The sequence below is a fragment of the Scytonema sp. PCC 10023 genome (genome assembly GCF_963920835.1).
Taxonomy (GTDB): Bacteria; Cyanobacteriota; Cyanobacteriia; order Cyanobacteriales; family Nostocaceae; genus Kalymmatonema.
Genome location: NZ_CAWUDP010000081.1, coordinates 23,024 through 44,034 on the forward strand (window position 1 = coordinate 23,024; position 21,011 = coordinate 44,034).

General features: G+C 42.3%; 19 protein-coding genes. 10 read left to right on the plus strand and 9 right to left on the minus strand.

Features of this window, described 5'->3' with window-relative positions; translation table 11 throughout:
• Nucleotides 1-192 precede the first annotated feature (192 nt).
• Nucleotides 193-1,173: an acetamidase/formamidase family protein gene (locus ACM0OZ_RS35450; RefSeq protein ID WP_414587540.1), complete on the plus strand. Its 981-nt coding sequence runs from the start codon at nt 193-195 to the stop codon at nt 1,171-1,173.
• A gap of 142 nt (nt 1,174-1,315) precedes the next feature.
• On the opposite strand, the gene ACM0OZ_RS35455 is transcribed toward ACM0OZ_RS35450, so the two are convergent.
• On the minus strand, nt 1,316-2,170 hold the full coding sequence (locus ACM0OZ_RS35455) for an isocitrate lyase/PEP mutase family protein (RefSeq protein WP_414587522.1): 855 nt from the start codon (nt 2,168-2,170) through the stop codon (nt 1,316-1,318).
• 1,248 nt (nt 2,171-3,418) lie between these two features.
• Between ACM0OZ_RS35455 and ACM0OZ_RS35460 the strand changes: the two genes are divergently transcribed.
• Together ACM0OZ_RS35460 and ACM0OZ_RS35465 are read left to right on the plus strand one after the other, a co-directional pair.
• Nucleotides 3,419-4,189: a sulfite exporter TauE/SafE family protein gene (locus ACM0OZ_RS35460; RefSeq protein ID WP_414587523.1), complete on the plus strand. Its 771-nt coding sequence runs from the start codon at nt 3,419-3,421 to the stop codon at nt 4,187-4,189.
• A gap of 256 nt (nt 4,190-4,445) precedes the next feature.
• A complete protein-coding gene (locus ACM0OZ_RS35465) occupies nt 4,446-5,606 on the plus strand; it encodes a BMP family ABC transporter substrate-binding protein (RefSeq protein ID WP_414587524.1) in 1,161 nt (386 codons plus the stop codon).
• 291 nt (nt 5,607-5,897) lie between these two features.
• Here ACM0OZ_RS35465 and ACM0OZ_RS35470 read toward each other — a convergent pair whose 3' ends face one another.
• The 3 genes from ACM0OZ_RS35470 to ACM0OZ_RS35480 all read right to left on the minus strand — a co-directional run bounded on the left by ACM0OZ_RS35470 (nt 5,898) and on the right by ACM0OZ_RS35480 (nt 7,219).
• Complete coding sequence (locus tag ACM0OZ_RS35470) at nt 5,898-6,308, minus strand: TIGR02281 family clan AA aspartic protease (protein WP_414587525.1); 411 nt, start codon at nt 6,306-6,308, stop codon at nt 5,898-5,900.
• Between the two features lie 371 nt (nt 6,309-6,679).
• On the minus strand, nt 6,680-6,808 hold the full coding sequence (locus ACM0OZ_RS35475) for a hypothetical protein (RefSeq protein WP_414587526.1): 129 nt from the start codon (nt 6,806-6,808) through the stop codon (nt 6,680-6,682).
• 150 nt (nt 6,809-6,958) lie between these two features.
• A complete protein-coding gene (locus tag ACM0OZ_RS35480; RefSeq protein ID WP_414587527.1) occupies nt 6,959-7,219 on the minus strand; it encodes a peptidoglycan-binding domain-containing protein in 261 nt (86 codons plus the stop codon).
• 162 nt (nt 7,220-7,381) lie between these two features.
• Between ACM0OZ_RS35480 and ACM0OZ_RS35485 the strand changes: the two genes are divergently transcribed.
• From ACM0OZ_RS35485 to ACM0OZ_RS35505, 5 genes are all read left to right on the plus strand, one after another.
• Nucleotides 7,382-7,639 carry a hypothetical protein gene (locus ACM0OZ_RS35485; protein WP_414587528.1) on the plus strand — a complete coding sequence of 86 codons (258 nt, stop codon included), beginning with the start codon at nt 7,382-7,384 and terminating at the stop codon, nt 7,637-7,639.
• A 195-nt stretch (nt 7,640-7,834) separates the two neighbouring features.
• A complete protein-coding gene (locus ACM0OZ_RS35490) occupies nt 7,835-8,725 on the plus strand; it encodes a polysaccharide deacetylase family protein (RefSeq protein WP_414587529.1) in 891 nt (296 codons plus the stop codon).
• 332 nt (nt 8,726-9,057) lie between these two features.
• Nucleotides 9,058-9,651, plus strand: a complete 594-nt coding sequence (locus tag ACM0OZ_RS35495; RefSeq protein WP_414587530.1) for a sporulation/spore germination protein — start codon at nt 9,058-9,060, stop codon at nt 9,649-9,651.
• Between the two features lie 174 nt (nt 9,652-9,825).
• The gene (locus tag ACM0OZ_RS35500; RefSeq protein WP_414587531.1) at nt 9,826-11,436 is read left to right on the plus strand and encodes a DICT sensory domain-containing protein; all 1,611 of its coding nucleotides are present in this window, start codon (nt 9,826-9,828) and stop codon (nt 11,434-11,436) included.
• 92 nt (nt 11,437-11,528) lie between these two features.
• Nucleotides 11,529-12,347 (plus strand): S-adenosyl-l-methionine hydroxide adenosyltransferase family protein, encoded by an 819-nt coding sequence (locus ACM0OZ_RS35505; protein WP_414587541.1) that lies wholly within the window; start codon nt 11,529-11,531, stop codon nt 12,345-12,347.
• A gap of 52 nt (nt 12,348-12,399) precedes the next feature.
• On the opposite strand, the gene ACM0OZ_RS35510 is transcribed toward ACM0OZ_RS35505, so the two are convergent.
• The gene (locus tag ACM0OZ_RS35510; protein WP_414587532.1) at nt 12,400-13,992 is read right to left on the minus strand and encodes a sensor histidine kinase; all 1,593 of its coding nucleotides are present in this window, start codon (nt 13,990-13,992) and stop codon (nt 12,400-12,402) included.
• Nucleotides 13,993-14,486: 494 nt separating this feature from the next.
• Here ACM0OZ_RS35510 and ACM0OZ_RS35515 point away from each other — a divergent pair, with 494 nt between their 5' ends.
• Both ACM0OZ_RS35515 and ACM0OZ_RS35520 read left to right on the plus strand, forming a co-directional pair.
• The gene (locus tag ACM0OZ_RS35515) at nt 14,487-15,149 is read left to right on the plus strand and encodes a general stress protein (RefSeq protein ID WP_414587533.1); all 663 of its coding nucleotides are present in this window, start codon (nt 14,487-14,489) and stop codon (nt 15,147-15,149) included.
• Nucleotides 15,150-15,442: 293 nt separating this feature from the next.
• Nucleotides 15,443-15,931: a BON domain-containing protein gene (locus tag ACM0OZ_RS35520; protein ID WP_414587534.1), complete on the plus strand. Its 489-nt coding sequence runs from the start codon at nt 15,443-15,445 to the stop codon at nt 15,929-15,931.
• 119 nt (nt 15,932-16,050) lie between these two features.
• On the opposite strand, the gene ACM0OZ_RS35525 is transcribed toward ACM0OZ_RS35520, so the two are convergent.
• The 4 genes from ACM0OZ_RS35525 to bioF form a co-directional block, all read right to left on the minus strand.
• Nucleotides 16,051-16,521, minus strand: a complete 471-nt coding sequence (locus ACM0OZ_RS35525) for a hypothetical protein (protein ID WP_414587535.1) — start codon at nt 16,519-16,521, stop codon at nt 16,051-16,053.
• Between the two features lie 252 nt (nt 16,522-16,773).
• On the minus strand, nt 16,774-18,084 hold the full coding sequence (locus tag ACM0OZ_RS35530; RefSeq protein WP_414587536.1) for a hypothetical protein: 1,311 nt from the start codon (nt 18,082-18,084) through the stop codon (nt 16,774-16,776).
• Between the two features lie 35 nt (nt 18,085-18,119).
• On the minus strand, nt 18,120-18,755 hold the full coding sequence (locus tag ACM0OZ_RS35535) for a hypothetical protein (protein WP_414587537.1): 636 nt from the start codon (nt 18,753-18,755) through the stop codon (nt 18,120-18,122).
• A gap of 1,024 nt (nt 18,756-19,779) precedes the next feature.
• Complete coding sequence (gene bioF / locus ACM0OZ_RS35540; RefSeq protein WP_414587542.1) at nt 19,780-20,949, minus strand: 8-amino-7-oxononanoate synthase; 1,170 nt, start codon at nt 20,947-20,949, stop codon at nt 19,780-19,782.
• Between the last annotated feature and the right edge of the window lie 62 nt (nt 20,950-21,011).

Genomic DNA, 21,011 nt, shown 5'->3' on the forward strand with positions numbered 1-21,011 from the left:
AAGAATGACAGCATTCATCCCTCGCTTGGGCAACCCCACTCATAGTATCTCGTCAAATTCGGTAAATGCACCCCCACTTAGAGATATTCTGCGGCTGATACAAAACTGAATGCAACAATGCAACTTTATGTAAGTTCGGGCATAAAACCCGCTATTCTAGGCAATAATTCTGACAAAGCACCTTCAGCCGCCATGACTCACCACATTCTCAAAGCCACCAAAGAAACCGTGCATCTGGGTGGGTTCTCTCATCTTTTAGAACCAGCACTCACTGTTGACTCTGGCGACACAGTTGACGTAGAAACATACACTGGCTACTACCTTTACGACAAAGCACCACCGGAGTTTCTCACATCTGCCTTTCTGGATATTTGCCAAAATCTTCCCCCAGAACGCAAAGTTGCAACAGGACCACATCTACTCACCGGACCAATTTACGTCCGGGAAGCGGAACCTGGAGATGTTTTGGAAGTAAAACTAGAAGCAATCTCACCCAGTTTACCCGTTGGCTTCAATGCGATTCGTACAGGTTGGGGAGCGTTACCACATCAGTTTCATCAACCCGCCTTGAGATTTATTCCCCTCAATTTAGAGGATAACATCGCTGAATTTCCCAAAGGGAGCGGTATTAAAATTCCCCTCAAACCTTTTTTTGGTATCCTAGGTGTTGCAACTACGGAAGCATTGCGAAACTCAATCCCTCCTGGTCACTATGGTGGTAATATCGATAACCAGGAACTACAGGCTGGTTCTAAGATTTTTTTGCCGATTTTCGTTCCTGGTGCCCTATTTTCTATCGGTGATGGACATTCAGCACAGGGAGATGGTGAAGTCAATGTCACGGCAATTGAAACTTCTATGAACGGCAAGATTCATCTTAAACTTCGCAAGAATTTACCTTTGACAATGCCAATTGCTGAAACTCCTACAGACATCATCACAATGGGATTCGGTCAAACATTAGATGAAGCCTTAGAGTTAGCTTTAAAAAACATGATTAATTTTTTAGAGCGCTTCATCAATTTGTCGCCGGAAGATGCTTATGTATTATGTAGTTTAGCCGTCAACTTTCGCATCACTCAAGTTGTCAACAGTCCACAAAAAGGCGTTCACGGAATGCTACCAAAATCAATTCTACCTAGAGAATTTTCGTTTTCACAAGAAGCAGAGTAACGCAACATCAAATTCTTAGTTCAACATGATCACAAATTCAGAATCAAGAACTGATGAAGTTTTGACTCTGAACTCTTGATAGCCTTAACGAATGTTTGCAAGACAAATAGAATTGCTATATTAAGGCTAATATTTTCAGGCGTTAGTGATTAAGCTTTAGTTTCAGCGCATTCCTATTGGCAAGATTCTCATGTAAAAGAGCTGTACACTCCGGAACACCCACATTTTTCTTCTGCAACCATCCGTCACTATCTTTTAGCCGTTGCATTTCTTCTTCAAGCGCGGCTTGAGCAGCAAATAGACAAGGGGTACTGTAGTTAACAATAGACACACCAACTTCCCTAAGGTCTTGTAAGCCATATGCAGGAGATTTCCCTCCGGCAATTTGATTAAATAAAAGAGGCTTGTCCAATTTACTTTTTAGAGTTTTAATGACCTCTAAATCCTTGATTCCATCAGCCAATATGGCATCAGCGCCCACCTCAGCAAATGCCTTAGTTCTTCTAACAATTTCGTCAATATCACTTGCATCTGTCCGAGCCACTACAAATATATCTTGACGAGTTGCCAAAACTTTTTTCAATTTCTCAAGGTAATCATCCAAGTCCATCAGCAGTTTGCCATCAACGTGACCGCATCTTCTTGGTCGTTTTTGGTCTTCAAGAATTACCCCTGCTGCTCCAATATTTTCTAATAAATGAACTACATGACAAGCAACTTCAGTATCAACATATCCATCATCAATATCGACAATAATGTAATGCTGGGGAAGCAGGGTTTTGACTCTTTGGACAAACGCAACTATATCAGACCAAGAAATAAATCCAATATCGGGTAAGCCGTAGTAACTAGCTGCAAAACCGAAACCACTAATAAAAATTCCATCGTAATACCTCGCCGCTATTGATGCCGAAAAAACATCATAAACGCCAATGAAAGGAATGATGTCTCTAACCATCAACTCATTTCGTAAGCGACTACCAAAAGTTGCATCCATATTGTTAAATGTTGAGTAATCAGTCGTGTTAACCATAGTTACTGCCACTCCATTGATTGAATTTGGTTGAGCAGTCGTTAGACTTCTTTGTCCAATTTGTCCAAAAGGTATTTGACATCTGCAAACACATCAACTATTGCTTGAAAGTGTTATTTTCTAGCCTGACTTTGGTAATTTTTACAGTCATGCTAATAAAAGTGGAGTTCTAAAAAAAAGCTCAACTTCCACTAGTTCTTGTACTCAATGTGCATATTAGTAGGTTAGAAAAACTCTTTGCTGCTATTATTTTGTAGGTGAGGCTTGATGTCTCTCCTGATTTATTTAAGTAAGTCGGCGGGAATAAACAGAACTATGTACTTTATGTAAATGCACCTGAAACTCTTACCAATGACCATGACCTATGACAAAGCACGGTCTTCACCAGTTAACTTTAATGTGCCGACCTACTTATTGCAAATGATAATAATACGTTAATAAAATATATGTCAATGGTGAGAGGACATAATGCTTATTATTAATCCTAATATTTCTATCGAAAATAGTTTAATTTCATATAAGTAATCTATATAGCAATATAATTGTAATAAATTTCCTTATGGTGTTATTGTAGCTAAATACTCGCGTTATTAATAAATTTTATTGAAATAATATTCATGAGCTATTTTCAGTATAATCATATTTATTGCAGGCGTATTGAGTAATAGCTTCTAAAGATGCTAGTGTAAAAAAATGATAACTTTATTATTGAGTTTACAACAAAGTACGACTTAGGTTTCTTAAGACAAGATTATTTGACAGTTGCCAAAATAGCGTTAACAAAGAAAAGTTGTTCCCAGACTGTAGCGGTATTACAATTGCCATAAAACCTTTTTCTGGTATCCTTAATGTTGCTACTCCAGAAGTAACCCAAAGTTATATTCTTCCTGCTTGCCGTGTGGCAATATGTATAACTTAGAATTACAAGCTGGTGTTAGATGCCTACATAACGTATACTTGCTCAGTGACTTTGCGGTATCAAAAGTTTGCACTGAAGCTATTCATCTAAGCCAATATTACTTAAACAATTACGCTATAGAAATCTGACCTAATGTGTGAGATAGTGTAATTCATAGTAGGTTGAAAGATTGTGAGATTAAACAAATAGTGGTTGAATGGTTGGGTAAATTTGCCTCAAGCCAGTCTCTTTTCTATTTGAAGAAGAAAGCATTTCAACGTCACTTGAATATTAGTCCAAAACTCCTAATCAATATGGTTTCTACACACAGGTTGCTTCTTGTTATTAGTGGACTATTTTCTGGCATTCTTGCTGGATTTTTAGGAATAGGCGGCGGTACAGTTTTAGTCCCTATACTAGTTACTTTGGGATATACACCAGTGCAGGCAGTCGCTACCAGTAGTCTAGCAATTTTGATTACATCTATTTCTGGTACTGTGCAGAATTGGCGCATGGGTTACATTGATTTTAAGCGGGTGATTTTGTTAGGATTGCCTGCTTTAATCACTGCACAAATTGGTGTTTATTTGGCAAATCTTGTACCTTCTTATATTTTGCTGAGTGCCTTTGGATTATTGCTGTTATTGAATATTTATTTGGTGGAATTGCGTAAGCGCCTGACAAAAGGGGAAGTACAAACTCAAGAGCAAAGGTTTAACCCCACGCTTGCCAAAATCTTTACAGGAGGAGCAGCTGGTATATTAGCAGGTTTATTTGGTGTAGGTGGTGGTGTCATTATGGTTCCACTGCAAATTTTGCTACTAGGGGAACCAATTAAATTGGCGATTCAGACGAGTTTAGGCGTGATTGTTATTACAGCAATTTCTGCCACTATAGGGCATGCTGTCAGCGGCAATATCTTATTTATAGAAGGAGTAATTTTGGGAACTGGGGGACTTGTAGGAGCGCAAATTAGTACTCGCTTTTTGCCTAAATTGCCAGATCAAGCTGTGATTTTCGCGTTTCGGACTCTGCTAGCAATTCTAGCAGTTTATATGTTTTGGCAAGCTTGGCAGAAGTATTAAAAAATAACTACGGATAAACACAGATAAACACAAATAACATTTAATCGGTGTTTATCTGTGGTATGATAATTATTATGTATAAAATCTTAATTCTAATTCATACGTTTATAATTTTGTATAATCTAAACCATTATTTTTTCTTTTTTAAGTAAATGGGCAGAAAGAGCAAAAAGCTAAAATCAAGCGAATAACTGATACCCAATCTCTGCTACCAACACGAAAAGTTTATTTGAGCGAGTCGATTAAATCGATAAATATGGAGCGTCGCAAGTTTTTAAAATATGCCACTTTAGCAGGAACTAGCTTTACCTTTATTGGTTGTACAGGTGGCGGAAAGTCGAAATCACAAGGTGAAGCTCCTGTCCTAACTTCGCCGATGGCGGCGAATGAACTTCTCAAGGTAGGATTTGTCTATGTTGGACCTGTGGGTGATTTTGGGTGGACTTATGCCCACGATTTAGGTCGCAGAGAAATGGAGGCAAATCTTCAGCAGAAAGTGAAAACGACTTTTGTAGAAAATGTCAGCGAAGGTGCGGACGCTGAGAGGGTGATTCGTCAATTGGCATTAGAAGGTAATAAGTTAATTTTTACGACTTCTTTTAGCTATATGAACCCCACAATTAAAGTAGCAAAAGACTTTCCCAATGTTGTTTTTGAACATTGTACTGGATACAAACGCGTCAGGAATGTCGGTACCTATCTGGGACGCTTTGAAGAACCGCGATACCTAACTGGTATGATTGCTGGCAAGATGACAAAATCGAATGTGATTGGTTTTATTGGTTCATACCCAATTCCTGAAGTCATTCGCGGAATAGGTGCGTTTACGCAAGGACTGCAACAGACAAATCCCAAAGCAAAAGTGAGGGTGGTTTGGGTGCAAAATTGGCATGATCCAGCTAAAGAAAGAGAAGCTGCCCAAGCTTTAGTTAATTTAGGTGCGGATGTCCTAACGCAGCATACCGACTCGATCGCTCCTATTCAACTAGCAGAGGAAAAGGGTATTTATGCTTTTGGCTACAACACTGATATGAGTAGGTTTGGTGCAAAAGCTCACCTAACATCAGCTATCAATAAATGGGGGAAATTTTATATAGATAAAGCCTTGGCTGTGATCAACGGAACTTGGAAGTCTGAGGAAGTTTGGTATGGAATTGCTCAAGGAATGGTGGATATTTCGCCCTTGAATCCTGTGGTTCCTGAAGATGTTCAACAATTGGTCATAAGGAAACGCGAGGAATTTATGAGCGGTGCTGCACATCCTTTTGATGGGGCGGTGAAAGACCAAAATGGTGTGGTACGAGTCCCGAAGGATCAGGTGTTGGGCGATAAGGAACAACTGGCGATGGATTGGTATGTTCAGGGAATTGAGGGAGTCAAAACAATTCAAAATTCAAAATTCAAAATTCAAAAATAATACCCCATGGCGCGCATCCAGGGGCTTGTATCCCAACTGTCAATTCAAAATTTTTCTTAAATTTTGTAAAGTGCGTGCCGTAGGCATACTAAGAATTTCGCGAATTTTGAATTCAAAAAATGGTCATTCCCAAGGTAAAGTCTTGAAAAATGAACCGCCCTAAGCGATTGCCCAAGGGGTAGGCAAGAGAGCGCAATCGCATTGCTGCAATCTACAAAGGGCTAGTTTCTCCCCTCAAGTTAATGCAAGATACTAATCGTGATAAAATTGGAAATTGGATTGGGAGCGTCGTCAGCGAAATTCCACAACATCGCGTTTGATTAAGACTTCGCGATCAGCAAAAAAGCTCTGTCCCAAAAGAGGAGTATCACCTCCTCCAATCGCGACTTCTACATTCTCAGCCTTAGCTCCACCAACTTCTATCGATTTCACTTCGCCAATCGGCATTTTCACTTTTTTGCCATCGGCGAGTATGAAAACACCTTCACCCACGGGCTTAACTTTCAAAGTTTTTGCCATCTCCTGGGTGATAGTGGTGAGAGAGGCTCCCGTATCCAACATCATCTCCTGTTGATAATCGTCATTGAAAGTCACGTCGATTCTTGGGGTGAGATCATCACCCCGTTTAATTTGGGCTGGTCCAGACTTACGTGGGTAATGAATAACCAGAGCTATCAGTAACATCAACAAGGCTAATTCCATATAAAATACCCCGTAGAAACACTGAGCAAATCAAAAATGTGGATTTTGTATTAAAAACAAAACCAGGGCAAAACTTTCCGGATTCCTTTGTTAGATATATTGGCAATGTTGAAAGGCTGCTTGAACAATTTGTCGGGGTATATTTATTCAGCTAGATAAAAAAAAATTTTGAAATAGAAGTTGACATAACATCACTATAGTGATAATCCTAAAAGATACTCTTTGAAAAAAAATGACTTTTCAAGCTAGTTAACAATCAAACAATAAAATTGGACGCTGCATCGAAAAATTAGCTTTCATTGCACAGCAAGCATCCCATGCTCATTAAACTTAAGCCTGATAGTATACAGTCAAAAAGCTGGCAATTGCTATCACCAGCAACTCCATTGATATGTGCTGACTGCAACTCTATAAGCTAAAGCAGTATCAACAGAACCCATAGATAAAACTGTACTGCAAGTTGCCAGAGTCATGAGACTTAATTTTTTGACAGTAAACATAATGATTACCTACTGTCAATAACTAACTAATCGTAGGAAAAAAAGCCCCTCATAAAAGAGGGGCATGTATGTGGCATAAAGAACGCATTAAATGCGAACGAAGTAACTTTTTAGAAAAGCACAAAAGTTTTAGGTGAATATACTATTTGCTTACTGTGGTGGATTGAAATCGCGAATCAATTCACGCCAGGTATTACTTCCAACGGCTCCATCCGGTGTCAGACTATTGTTACGTTGAAACTCTGTAACTCTCCTTTTAGTTGTCTCTCCAAAAGAACCGTCCACACTCAGAGCAAAGCCCAAATATCTCAGTAGCTTTTGCACCAAAATAACAGCATCGCCAGAGTCTCCTGTTTGTAATTGGGGCAAAGGCTTGACAGCTTGAAGTTCAATATTTTCTAGATTTGACATGATGAAAATCCTCTTGATGGTTTTAATGAAATATCTAGGACTTACGCATTGGCAGAAATTTGATTGTATGCGTAAAGCCTTAGTTGATTTACGGGACAGAAGTTAAGCACTCTTACGCGCTTTCCTTCTGTATTTTTAATAAATGTAAGCACGCATCAACTTATGCAGTTCTGGGATAGAGATGGAAAAATTCCCAGTATTCTGGTCAAGGCAACCCTACATAGCAACTATCCTTGTACTAGTAAGCTGTTGCGCCTACAAGTTGCAAAGCGACAAGTAACAAAGTTCTTGTGCTATGGGCTAGACAGCCCGTCGGTAACAATGCAACTTAAAAGGGCGACAGCTTATCTGGCGCGATGCCAAGACGATCCAACTGGGGCACCCGCCTCACTAGGACAACCCTTGCGTCCTAATAATTAATATGTAGCGTCATATACTATTTGCTAAAATTTGGTTGTGTACTATACGCAAAATTACCTAATATGTCTATACTTACTCTCTTTTTGTTCAATCAGCTAAGAATCATAGTTAATATAGACTATTGAGTTTTGACCATTGCTGAAATAATCAACATAAGTTATAGATTTTGAATTTTACCTGCGTGAATTTTTAATTATGCAACCTCCATTTTTTCAATCAATAACACAACGTCCGGTTCTGAAATTACCGAATAATGCCAGAGTTGCTGTTTCGGTGGTGATGAATGTTGAACACTTCGCTTTTGGCAAACAGGGGACAGCAATTCAACCTGATTTAAATAGTTATCCAGAAATTGCCAATTATGGTTGGCGCGACTATGGCAATCGAGTTGGGATTTGGCGCTTATTTGACTTATTTGCTGAATTAGAAATTCCCGTGACGGCAGCAGTGAACGGCGAAATATGCACACTTTATCCGGAAATTATCGCAGCCATGCAGCAACATCATTGGGAAGTGATGGCACATGGTCTTAACAATTCCAAAGGTCATAGTGGCATGGATAGGGAAGCAGAAATAGAAATCATTGATAAAACGCTGAGTTTACTAGAAGAAGCCACTGGAAAAACTCCAAAAGGTTGGTTAACACCGGGGTTTTCAATTACAGAATCAACGTTTGAATTGTTGTATTCTGCGGGAATTGTTTATACTGCTGACTGGGTAAACGATGACCAACCCTATTGGTATTATTTACCCAACGGACGCTTGTTGGCAATTCCCTATACTCTCGAAACCAATGATATTACCTTATGCTTGAATAACCGATTTTCTGGTGCAGAATTTGCCCAAGCGATAGAAGATCAATTTGACCAACTTTGGTTAGATGGAGAATCTCAAGGGCGGGTTATGACTATTAGCTTGCATCCTTTTATTGTGGGTCAACCACTGCGGTTTAAGTATTTAAAACAATGTTTGTTACATATTAAAAGTCAACCTAATACATGGTTGACAACAGGTGAGGGCATTTATGAATGGATGACTGAAACCACAGGAGTCAAGACACCGCAATATGAAGAAGACAATGAATAAAAAGACTAAGTAGAGCGGCACAAATAAAGTTAACTCGTTCAGTCATTAGTCATTAGTCATTAGTCATTAGTCATTAGTCATTAGTCGTTAGTAAGAGGGCGCGAGTTTCAGGCGTTATTACCTTCGCTCTTCTTGGTTCTGTGTATTCCTACTTATTTCACAAATTGAACAAAAAACTAAAAATGGGAAAAATGGCAAGATTTCAGTAATATTACTAATTGACGAAGAGAACGCTATTTGAAAAGATTACGAATGTTCATAAGCCCAGAATTTATGCGGATTTGATGGCAGCAAAAGTGTAGTCAATAGCAAAATTCAGGGACAATAGAATTATGAACAAAGTTATGCAGTCCAGCAAAAAATATGTTGTTCCGTTTATGGTTGTGGGTATAGTTGCCAGCCTCAGCAGCTGTAGTTTTCATCCCATCTCTCATCATCTTGAAAGCACAATGCCAACAGCCAATACAACAACTAACAGCCAACTTGCTGCACAAGCAGCAACTGATAGCAAATTATCTTCAACCGAAGAAACCCCAACCCAAAATAAGGCTTCCTTGAGTTCTGCCGCTGTTACTAAAAAAACTGTTAACGTCAGCCTATTTACAAGTGATACTCAATGTCAAGAATTGATTCCACAACAAGTCTTAGTACCAAAGCAAGAACCTGTGATAAGTGCGGTGGGTAACATTATAAAGCAATTTGATAGTGCTGATTTTAGCTTGTCTGGGTATAGTGTCACTGTCAAAAATCAAGTCGCAACAATTGATTTACAAATATCCCCTGATTCCGAGCGTCAATTCACTTCTCTTTCCAGTTGTGAGCAGTTTGCTTTATTTGGCAGCCTTCGCAAAACTTTATTAAGTCAGGTTGAATGGAATATTAAAAAAGTTCGCTTCACCCACCGAGGGGAAGAAATAGTAGTTTGAAAGAAAGAAAATAAAAGATAAAAATATTTTTTTATTCATTCTTCTGTCTTTATACATAGACTATATCCGCTGCTCAACTATCTTCATAAGCTAGGATTTTCTGTGGCTTTCTTATAAGATGAAAAGCGAAGGCAGTATCGTTTGGTTTGTCCTTTTCCTTGTTGTGCTTTGCCCATGAATTTTTCTTTTGCTCAGGATGTGTCCGTTTATCAGCTGGCTTTGGGAATGCAAGCGCCTCCCCAACCATTGCCCCATAGTCCTGCTAGTCTACTGTCACTTGTCAGATCACAAATTGATTTACTTATTGAGCAACAGATTGCAGCCACTTTGTGGGTAAAGCTACCACCAGGAAAAATTTGGCACTCAGAAATTGAACGCTATCACCAACAACTGAGAATATCTGACGTCATTCGTACTTTGCATATTGAGGAAAGTAGCACAGGAATAGAGGGAGTAGAAGAGAACACCTGCGTGGGTGGGTTCCCTGATTTGAGCAGGCTGTCGAAGAGCGACAAAGATGCGCACAGTAGGAGTGAAAAACTCTCCGCGTCTGTGCGTCTGCCAATGGCAGACGCACGCCAGTCGGACGAGATAGACACTCCGGCAAACAGAGGCAACGCGCTGCCTCCTCAATTGGAACCAGAGGCAAACAGCTCCTCAATGGCAACTTCCCCACGGGGCAGCCTCCTGTGTGCGTCTTCTGATATACGAATACAGAGCTTACCAAATAGCCTGTTGCGTAGGGAATACTTTCTCATGGTGTTGTCGCCGCAGTTTTGCTTTCTCATTCTGGCTCATAGACCATTTAGAAAACGCAGAAATAATTCGGCAACGAACAGAAAAAAAAACCCGCCGTTACTTGCTATAAGTACCTTTGATGGAAAAGTCATTCAGCGAGTGTTAGATGTTATCAAACAGGCGATAACACCAGAATCATCCGTGTTTATACCGAACGATTTTATTTGTCCCCCCGCAAGCGAGCCAACACTCATAAGTCAACTGTTGGCAAAACAACTCCAGCAACAGGATGAAATTCATCGTCAAAGAACGACAAAGCGTCTTGCGCACATGCAGCAGCAAAATCAAAAATTGCAGGAAACTCTGCAACTTCAAGATGAATACTTGAGCAATGTGTGTCAGGAACTGCGCGCGCCTTTAACACATATGAAGACAGCCCTGAGCCTTTTAAATTCCCCTAATCTCAAACCCCCTCAGCGACAACGTTATTTCCAGATGCTCAAACAAGAATGCGATCGCCAAAATGCCCTGATTACTGGTGTGTTGGATCTGGTACAGTTAGAGCGGAATTTGGAGCGGATACCTTTGGAACCTGTGCGTCTGTCGGACATTGTGCCTGGAGTTGTTAGTATCTACCAGCCCTTAACCCGAGAAAAAGGTATCATGTTAGCCTACACTGTACCTACTGACCTTCCACCTGTTTGGTGTGTGAGCGGTGGACTGAGGCAGATTGTGATTAATCTGCTTTCCAACAGCATTAAGTTCACCCCCAAAGGTGGACAGGTTTGGGTACGAGCACGTGTTCAGGGTGATTATGTCCAATTGGAATTTCGCGATACTGGTATTGGTATTGCCGATAGCGAAATTCCCAAAATCCTTAATCGCTTTTATCGCGTACGTCCAGTCGCAACTGAAGACCCTGGTGGTGTTGGTTTGGGCTTATCAATTGTGCAATTATTACTATGGCGCTGCGGTGGTTCTCTGTCTGTAAAAAGTAAACTATATGAAGGTTCTACTTTGACTGCGCAGCTAGCGATCGCCCTTTAGGGCGCTGCGCTTTGCGCAATCGCGATTCGGGGCAGTGGCTGAGCCAATCGCCCCGGAAAATCGACCACAATCATCCTTTTGAGACAAACTTTATGTTCATCACCTTGATTGCAGATTATGGTAATGGTGACCCAGCTTTTGCTGAGGTGACGCAACGTTTACTCATAGGACTACCGGAAGCACAGATTCATACTCTCTCAGTTCCTGCCTTCAGTACTCTGGCGACAGGCTTTTGGATTGCCCAACTTGGTCTTAATCCCGGTCCCCAAGAGCGTTTAATTTATCACAACTGCGCACCTCGTCAAGATGATAAACAACCTAGACTAAATAATGAAGGCGAAGGACTCACTTATGCCTTGCTAGCCAATGGTGTCACAGTCGTAGGCGTCAATGCTGGTTACAGTCTCTCTTTTATCAAAGAATATGCACAAAAACTGCAAATAGTCAAGGTTTCTAGAGGTGGGTCGCAGTTCCGTTCTCGTGATGTGTTTCCCAATGCAGCAGCGGCGATTGCCTCCGGCACTGCCCCTTGGGCAATCGCTCAAGGCGACTTTAGCCTTTTAGGAGAAGTTTTGAACCCAAGCAATATACCTGATCCCCCGAGCGATCGCGTTGCTTGGATTGATGGCTACGGTAACATCAAAACCACCATTCCATCACATTCTCTCAACCTCAAACCTGAAGAGAAGGTGGTCATCCGCGTAGGTGATGTGGTCAGTGATGCAGTCTACTCCGATGGTAGTTTTAAAGTGCCAGAAGGAACTTTAGCTTTTTCTCCAGGGAGTTCTGGTTGGTCAATGCCTGATGGGTCAAAATCAGTTCGTTGGATGGAACTATTTCTGCGTGGTGGTAACGCCTGGGAACGCTTCGGCAGACCCCGTGTTAATCAGTTAATTACTCGCATCGGCTAAGGTTGAGGAAAAGAGCTTGACTTTCCATAAATCAGATGCCGATGATCAACGATTAATTCTTCACTTCCCACTTTTGCTGACTGCTGACTTCCAAAGGAAGGAAAATCGTTAGTACTTCTCCGTGACGGGGACGCTCGCGCACAATCAGTTTACCGCCGATCGCCTGAAACAAATGCTTAGTTGCAGCGAGATTCAAACTTATCGTACCCGTTTCTGGTTGGAACATCAGCAATTGACCAAGAGCTTTGCGAATTGGCGGTGTGCAGGTCGATGCTGATGCTTTCCCATTATCTCCAGCTTGAGGTAACGGCAATAACTGTAATTTCAGTTGATCCCCAGCAGGAATGACTTGTACTTGAATATGGCTACCACCGGGTAAGCTGCGGGTGAAATTCTCCATCAAACCAGTGAGAACCCGATCCAACATGGTAGGATTACTGATGACAGTGGGTAACTGCTGAGGTAAAACCACATCCAAAGTCAAGTTCCGCCGATTTGCTGCTTCTTGCCAGCGGGGGATGCTTTGCTGCAACACTTGCTCGAGAGACATTGCCGTGAGTTGAGCGTGTGTGCATTTTACCGTGGCAGATGTTTCCAGTTCTGCTGCTCTAAAGAGCAACTCCATCCGGTCAATTTGCTCAGTGCATTCACGGTCGATCATTTGCAAACGCTTGATAACGTTGGCAGGCAGCTCACGCTGTTTGAGCAGTAGACGAGTGATGGTGCGGATGGTAGTCAGAGGAGTGCGAACTTCATGAGCAAAAGCTTGCAGCAGTTCTACATCAGGACGAGGTGAAGAGATATGGGGAGATGGAGGGCTAGAGGTTGCCACTTTGTAGGGTGAAGCAGAAGCGTCTGGTGCAGAAGTTCCTATAGAACGAAGTGCGCGTTGCGGAATGGAGGACTTTGGGCTTTTCTCTAGAGTTGGGGAATAAGAAGCTTTGGGTTCGCACAAAGTAGAGTTGGCGGGCAATGAAGATTCGTTGTGTCCCCGTGTTCCGGTGTCTTCTTCTGGTTCTGGAAATTGCGTTAGCAACAACCGAGTGAACTCCATGACTATGCGATAATCTGGAGTTTCTGGAGAATACTTTTGTACTAATGCCTCTAAATCGGCAAACAACTGCGGATGGCTTAATCTGACTCTTGCTCCGAGCGATCGCCATGCTAACTCAACAACCTCTGGCTCAAAAGAAAATGAAAAACTTTTATCACCATTGGTATCTTGTGCTAAAACCAGCACTAATCTAAACTGCTTGGTGAAAACCAAACAAAACTGCTCCCTAGCCAATGGATCTGTTCCTAACAGAGGTAAAACCGACTCACCAGGAGCAAATGCATCTGCCACAGTCACATCATGAGGCATTTGAAATGGCATGAGTGCCAAGGGGTTAAATGGCTTTGCCGTAAAAGTGACTGTTTGCAAGCTTTGAGCTAGTGTTGGTTCGCTGAAGACAGGTGCTGGCGCAGCTAAAACTAATCCTTGGGTATCTTCAGGTAACGCTGTTGCCAAGGTATTTAATAACAACTGCTCTGTCGCCGCTATGCTTACGCGCCACTGCTGCTGTGCTTTGGCAGATGAGCATTCAGCCACTGTTGATTTATTTGCTAAAACTTCGCTCAGACTTGGCAAGATCCATTTATACACAACTTTTCACCCCTTCAATAAAGAGCGACTGACAGCATTTTGGGCAGACATTCACTACTTATTTACGAGGTTATAAGGATTTGTTTGTTAGTGAAAGTCGTAGAACCGAACAATTGGAGCGCAATTTCCCCTGTAAGTAGTCATGAAGAGTCATCCTTTGTAGATATTGCACTTTTTTTTGTTAAAACAAGCATTGAATCATTATGCAATTTTACAGCTATTTTTAGGTAAATAGACTTTTTTTGTCTCGAGCATAGACAATGCAGCGGCTTCAAGGCAGAGTAGGCGCAAAGACGAGCCAGCGCTATACAAGGGTTGCAAACCGCTATATTGATTAGTCTAGGCTCATAACCAATCTGTTGATAGATACTTAGCTTACACTTGCGGACGATGTAAGTTAGAGCAAAACAAGGCAAAACAGTAATGTGAGCGCAAAACAAAGTAGAAACTACATAAATTTGTGCTTACTTTTCGCTATGAAATGGAGGAGTAAAATGGCTTTGGGCGAACACAAGCGTGCCGTTGGCGTATTTTCTAGCCGTCGTGAAGCTGAGTATGCACTCACCGAACTCAGAGATGCTGGCTTCCCGATGAATAAGATTTCTATCATTGCTAGAGATGCGGATCGTGAAGGTGATATTGCTGGTGTCGAAACGCAAAAGCGTGTTGGCAACAAAGCTGATGAAGGAGCCGCAACCGGAGCAGTGACTGGTGCAACATTAGGGGGCATTACTGGCTTGCTCGTAGGTTTAGGTACCTTGGCAATTCCTGGTGTGGGTCCTATATTACTCGCAGGCGAAATAGCTACAACTCTGGCTACAACTGTTGCAGGTGCTGGAATTGGTGCAGCAACTGGCGGATTATTGGGTGCGCTAATTGGTTTGGGAATTCCTGAAGAACGAGCCAGAGTATACAATGATCGGGTCTCTCGTGGTGATTATTTGGTGATAGTAGACGGTACAGATGATGAAATTCGTCGTGCTGAAACTGTTCTGACAAACCAGGGTATTCAGGAGTTTGGCATTTACAATGCACCTGGTGTTGCAGGCACTCGTACAGATGAGTCTGCTCCCGTTCTGAACAATCCATCTTCTGATCGCATTGTGAACAATGAACCTCAGGTAACTATTGTTGACCGTCGTGATGCAACTATTTAGTAAGTCATCAGTCATGAGTCGCTGATCAAAAAACCGCTTTTTCTAGACTATTGACTGTTGAGTCTGGACTTTGAAAGATTCGCTCCTCAACCTCACACACAATTAACAGTGTTCAGTTATCAGTCAGTTATCAGTCAGTTATCAGTCAGTTCTCGTAACAGAATGAAGTTAGGCAATTTCAACAAGGATTTGCGTGTTCTTGTATCCATTTTGTAAATGAAAAGATAACTGTCTGCTGTTAATAACTGCTTCTGTCAATGAAACTTTTGAAACATTCAAGTGGAACAGAGAAGATGAACAAGTTTATTCCATTGATCATTAGTGGCGTTATAGCTGTTGGTGCGGTTGGTTGCGAACCCCCTTCTAGAACGAGTGCAGATGCTCCTTCTAGTACAAATGAAAACGTTAACGCTCCAACACAAGAAACTGCTCAGAAAACCCAAGAAGACGCTACCGATCAAGTTCGTAAAGACCAAATAGAGTCTGACATTAGAGCACGCGAGCAACGTAACAATGCCACCGGCGGTGATGCAAAAAGAGAAGATGATGATTTGGAAAGCGAAGTTCGCGGCAAGTTAGAGGCAAATATACCAGCTAGTCAGTTAACAGTTGACGCTGAAGAAGGTGATGTCACTGTAGCGGGAACAGTTCCTACTCAGGAGCAACTGAATAAAATTTCTACTTTGGCACAAGAGATTAAAGGTGTCAAAAGTGTGAAAGTTGAGGCAAAAGTTGCTCCAGCGCAACCTAATTCAAACACGAACAATAAATCAGGTCAGTAGCAAGTTTTATCTTTCGAGGGGGTTTGGGGGAGCTATAAGACCCACGTCCTACCCGATAGGGAGGCGTGGGATACATGGACTCCCCCTCGTTAATTTTATGGGGTTCAATACCCCTAAAATTAACAAAAAAACACGTATATTTGTTGGCAATTCCTAACAAAAACGTTAGGATAAATATACCGTATAACCAGCGGTTGCCTTGACTCAAACGGACACGCTTTCTTCTGCGTGGTGAACACCGCAAACGGCATAAATCGGTCTGTACCTTGACCATCGGAGTTAAGGGGTTCCAACCAAAAACTTCGGGTGAGATGTGCCCGATTCTGTAGTTGGGTAAAAACTTCTCTGCGAGACGCTTCGCGAACGCAGTACGTAGGTGTATTTTCCATTCGTTTTCGTAGGGAGAGCAGTACGCACGGGCTATGCGGAACGGAAACCGCCTGGGCAATCGGTCTGCCGGGGTCGTATGGGAGAAATCCTGCACGACTAGGTAAGTGATGCAATACCCGGAAGGGAAATAACCAGGAAAACCCAATCGTGAGGTTGGGAAGCCTACACCGTAATCTCTGATTCGGTGTAGCAGAGGTCACAGCTCATAAGGCTACGATAGGCATCTACCATACTAACTAGATTCAAAAACTAACGCTCGCATTCTTCATAGAAACAGAAGAATGCGAGTGCTTCTATATTTCAGCTAATACCGTTTTGGAAAAAGAATGCGACACATCGACAAGACCCCTCCTCAACCCTCCCCAAGGCATCGGGGAGGGTGCCGTCAGGCGGGTGGGGTATCTGTCGCATTTTTAATTGGTATAAGCCACCAAATTGCACAAGGGAAAAACTTACCCTTTTGTTTGTGTGCGCCAGTGCTTGAGAGTGACCATGTAAATGAAAATGATCATTAATACAAGGGGCGTTATTGTTGTTGGCTCCGGTACCTTCTTCACTTCCTGTCCAGGCACAGTTACGGGAGGAGTGGACGGCACTTCAATGATTTGGTTTTCACCCGGAGGACCACCATTGCCTGATGGAGGAACAGACCCACCGCCACCAGAGGAAGAGGAAGTGCCAACAGGCGGTGTAGCTGCGATGCTGCTACCACCGCGACCGGAGGAATCACCGCCACCAAACGAAAGAAGAAGTAGGAGCAAAGCAAGACCGGCACCGCCAATCAGCCAGGTAGGAAAAGAACTCCCTGAGCCTTGTTGCAACACGCTATCTTCTGGTATGTTGCCAGGAAAATCAACTTGTGCAAGGCTGGAAGGAAGATCAAGGCTGATCGCTTCTGGCTCTAACGATACTGGAGATTCCCATGAAACGACTTCTCCAGCGATCGTTTCAAGTTTATCAGTGAACCCATCACCTGAGGGGGGAACGCCAAGATTTGGACGTCCCAAATCAGCACCATCTGGCGCATATGGAAAGGAGAGTTCTCGGAGAATAGTGTATTTGAGAGACTGTTCATTTCCAGATTCTAACGCAAGCTTGGCTGCTGAAAGTTTCTCTAAGAAAAACTTGGTTTCCTCCGGCTTTAGACCCAGAGCTTGAATCTGCTGCTGAGCATCGGGAATTTTTGCAATCTCCCGAAGCAACAGACGCCCATAAGAGTATTTCAAATCCAGCAAGGCATTACGAGGATCAAGCGAGTTCCCACCTCCTTGAGGTGCCCAGTCAAAGTTTTTGGTGATCTGTGCCAAACCTTCTTGTGGAGTCTGACTTACCGTCTGCCCAAGAAGATACTGATGCCCATCCACGATAGCAGCGTTGCCGTCCTCCCAGAATGAGGCGTACGGTATCTGAGCAAGATTGGGATTGTTTCCGTAGAAGGAAGCGAAATTGCGGAAGTTTTCTTCCCCACCAGCGGCTTTCATCAGCAACTCTTGGTAGGTTGGTCCACCTTTCGACTCAAGTATTTTCTCGAACACTGCTCCAGCCTTGTTACAAGAAGCACCAAATCCTACACTACATCCAGCAATGCCTCGCATTTGGCTTAAATCTCGCCCTGATCTCTGGTACTGGAGATAGTTTTGCTCCAGTCCTTGTTGGATGCCATAGTGTCCAACGTTGAGTTGAGCAGAAGCAGGTTGAGATGCATTGACTACTGTTGCAAAAGATGATAATGTAACCGCTATTTTTTGAACTTTTGACTTCAAGGGATTTACCTCCAACAAGTAATTTTCGATGCACCTTATGAGACTGGAGAGGAAGTTAAATTCTGAGGCGAGTTGATGTTAATTGTGATTGCTGTCCCTTTAAGTTTTTCGCCTGTAACAGAGTGGTAGATGACAACAGCGCTGTTTGGTTGGTCGAAGAGGTAACCACGATTAGAGGGTTGTACCTTTGCTTCCTTCACTAGGGAAAAGAAGGATTCCAGATATCTGCGTATACTTTCACGGTTCCCTTGATTTGTCTTTGTATGCTTCTCTATAAGCATCATGAATAAGTCTAGGCTGCGGTTGTCCTGCCCTTCAACGAGAATGCCGCCCTCCAGGAAAGAACTGGCTAGAAGCTTTCCATTGATTTGTTGGACTTTCAATAGGGTGTAATAACGTCCCTGTTTCCTAGAATCACTTGCATAACAAACCCAGGCACCATCTGGGTTTTGTGTAAAACCTTGCTGCCCTAAGTAGGAAAGCGGTTCTTCACTTTTCTGGCTCACGAAAGGAGGCAACAAATCTTCCACGGCATCCGAAGAGCAAAGCTTTTGCGTCGTTTTTTGTTGGGGAGTAGTTGGAGTCTCTTGCGCTATTACAAAGTAAGGCATAACAGCAACAGCAGATAGAGAGACAGCAAATGTACTTAGTAAACGAGTAAATATATTCATCTTTTTCTTTATAAGAAGTTATTGGTCTTTAAAAGTTATTAAGGATACCTTCTATCGAAGAGTGTCCTATCTATTTCTTTGGTTATAGATACAATTATCTAGATATTATTTCCGTATTTAGTTAAAATTCCCTATAAATATTTAAAAAGAATGTGTAAATAATTCGTGTTGTGGGTAAGTAAAAATAAGGAACTACCATCGGGCTGAGATTTTCCCTCTCCTCTGTTGTTTACCTTAAAGCTATTAACAACAAGGCTTTTAAATTTTATCCTTCTAAATAATTTGATGAGAGTTCCTGATAACTATAAGCGTTTTTACCGATGGAACCTCGATTAACTTCCTCTCACCTGAAATGTGATTTATGAAGCCAATTTGAAATTTTCGTAAAGTGTCATTATGAAGGCAGCTTTAAATTCTTGTAAAGTGTCAGAGCGTTTCTTGTTGCTGAGATTGCACCGTGTATACAACTCATTTTTCCCTATCACCTTGCGTACAATATCCGTATATGAAACACTGTTGAAAAATTGTACGGCTTGAAAACTTCGTTTATATATCAGCCCTGACTTGTGAAATCTAAAAAATCTCTGGTTGATTCATGACAGTTTTGGGTGCAATGATCATTATTTTGCTTTTCTGACTAACTTTTTGGACAGTATATTACTAGCTTTGTTGCTGTTTTAGCACCCAGATAAAAACATACCAAACAGTGACCTGAGTCACAACATGAATCTCAAGCTCTACATTATAGTTATGAGTAGGATTATATATATCAATCATCTGGTTGACTAGGCAGTGATCTGAGTCACAACATGAATGTAAAAAGTTACATAGTCAGAGGATGATTACCATAAATCAAATTTACTCAGCAGTGATTTTAATCACAATATTCATGTGAATCTCTGCATCATCAGGATATTTTTAGCAAAATAATAGGGTGGGGATTGCGATATTTTTGAACGCAACTGTGTATATGCCGTCAGGGCGAGCCTCTCCAGTTCTACAACTTCGGTGGGAACACAAGCAACTACGGAAAAACTTGCGCAAGTATCTCTACTAGTTTCTGGATATGCGCTGGTTCATGAGTTGCCATGACAGAAATTCGTATCCGACTGGTAGGAACGGTTGGCGGACGAATAGCCGGGGCAAAAATGCCAGCAGCTTTCAGTTGCTTTCCAACTTTGAGCGCATCTGCTGCGCTTGGCAGTTGAAAGCAGATAATCGGTGACTCAGAGGGTAGTAATATCAGCGATAGTGGCTGCTGCTGCATGACCTGTTTGAGGTAAGCTACATTCTGCCACAATTGGGCGCGGCGTTGCGGTTCTTGCTGTAGTATTTTTATTGCTGTTAGCGCCGCTGCTGTATCCGCAGGAGAAAGCGCCGTGGTGTAAATCCAGCTAGGTGCGCGATTTCGCAAAAAGTCTATTAAGGTTGCACTTCCCGCCACATATCCACCTAGACTACCCAAAGCTTTGCTCAAAGTGCCAATTTGAATTAATTGCCTTCCCGTACATCCGAAATGTTCTACGCATCCAGCGCCAGTTTCTCCCAGTACCCCTGTGGCATGAGCTTCATCAACGAGCAGCATACAGCTAAATTCTTCAGCGACATCCAACAGTGCCGATAAAGGACACAAATCACCATCCATGCTGAAGACGCTATCAGTGATGATAAGGCAACGTCGGTAGTTTTGCCTTTGTTGACTCAGTTGGGTTCTTAATGCTTCAACATCACAGTGAGGATATTCAATAATGGTTGCACCACTCAGGATTGCCCCGTTTTTCAGACTAGAGTGATTGTACTGGTCAGATAAAATGAAATCACGTTTGCCTACAAGGGCAGTTATTGTACCCAGGTTTGCTAGATAGCCGGAACTGAATACTAGAGAATCTTCTGTTTGTTTGAGGGATGCGATCGCTCTTTCCAATTCCCTATGTAATTCTCTATGTCCGCTGAGTAATCTAGAACCAGTTGCACCCGTACCAAATTCTTGGACAGCAGCAGTAGCCGCCTTAATCAGCCGCTGATCCCCAGCCAATCCCAGATAGTCATTACTGGCAAAATTAATCACCTCTCGTCCTTCCAAAAGTACTGTTGCACCTGGAAGACCGTGGATTGTTTGTACTGAGCGATACCAATTAGCACGGTGAATTGTAGCCAGAGATTCTTCTATCCAAGCGTAGGGATCTGTGGGCATGGTAGGGAGATGGGGAGATGAGGGAGATGAGGGAGATGAGGGAGATGAGGGAGATGAGGGAG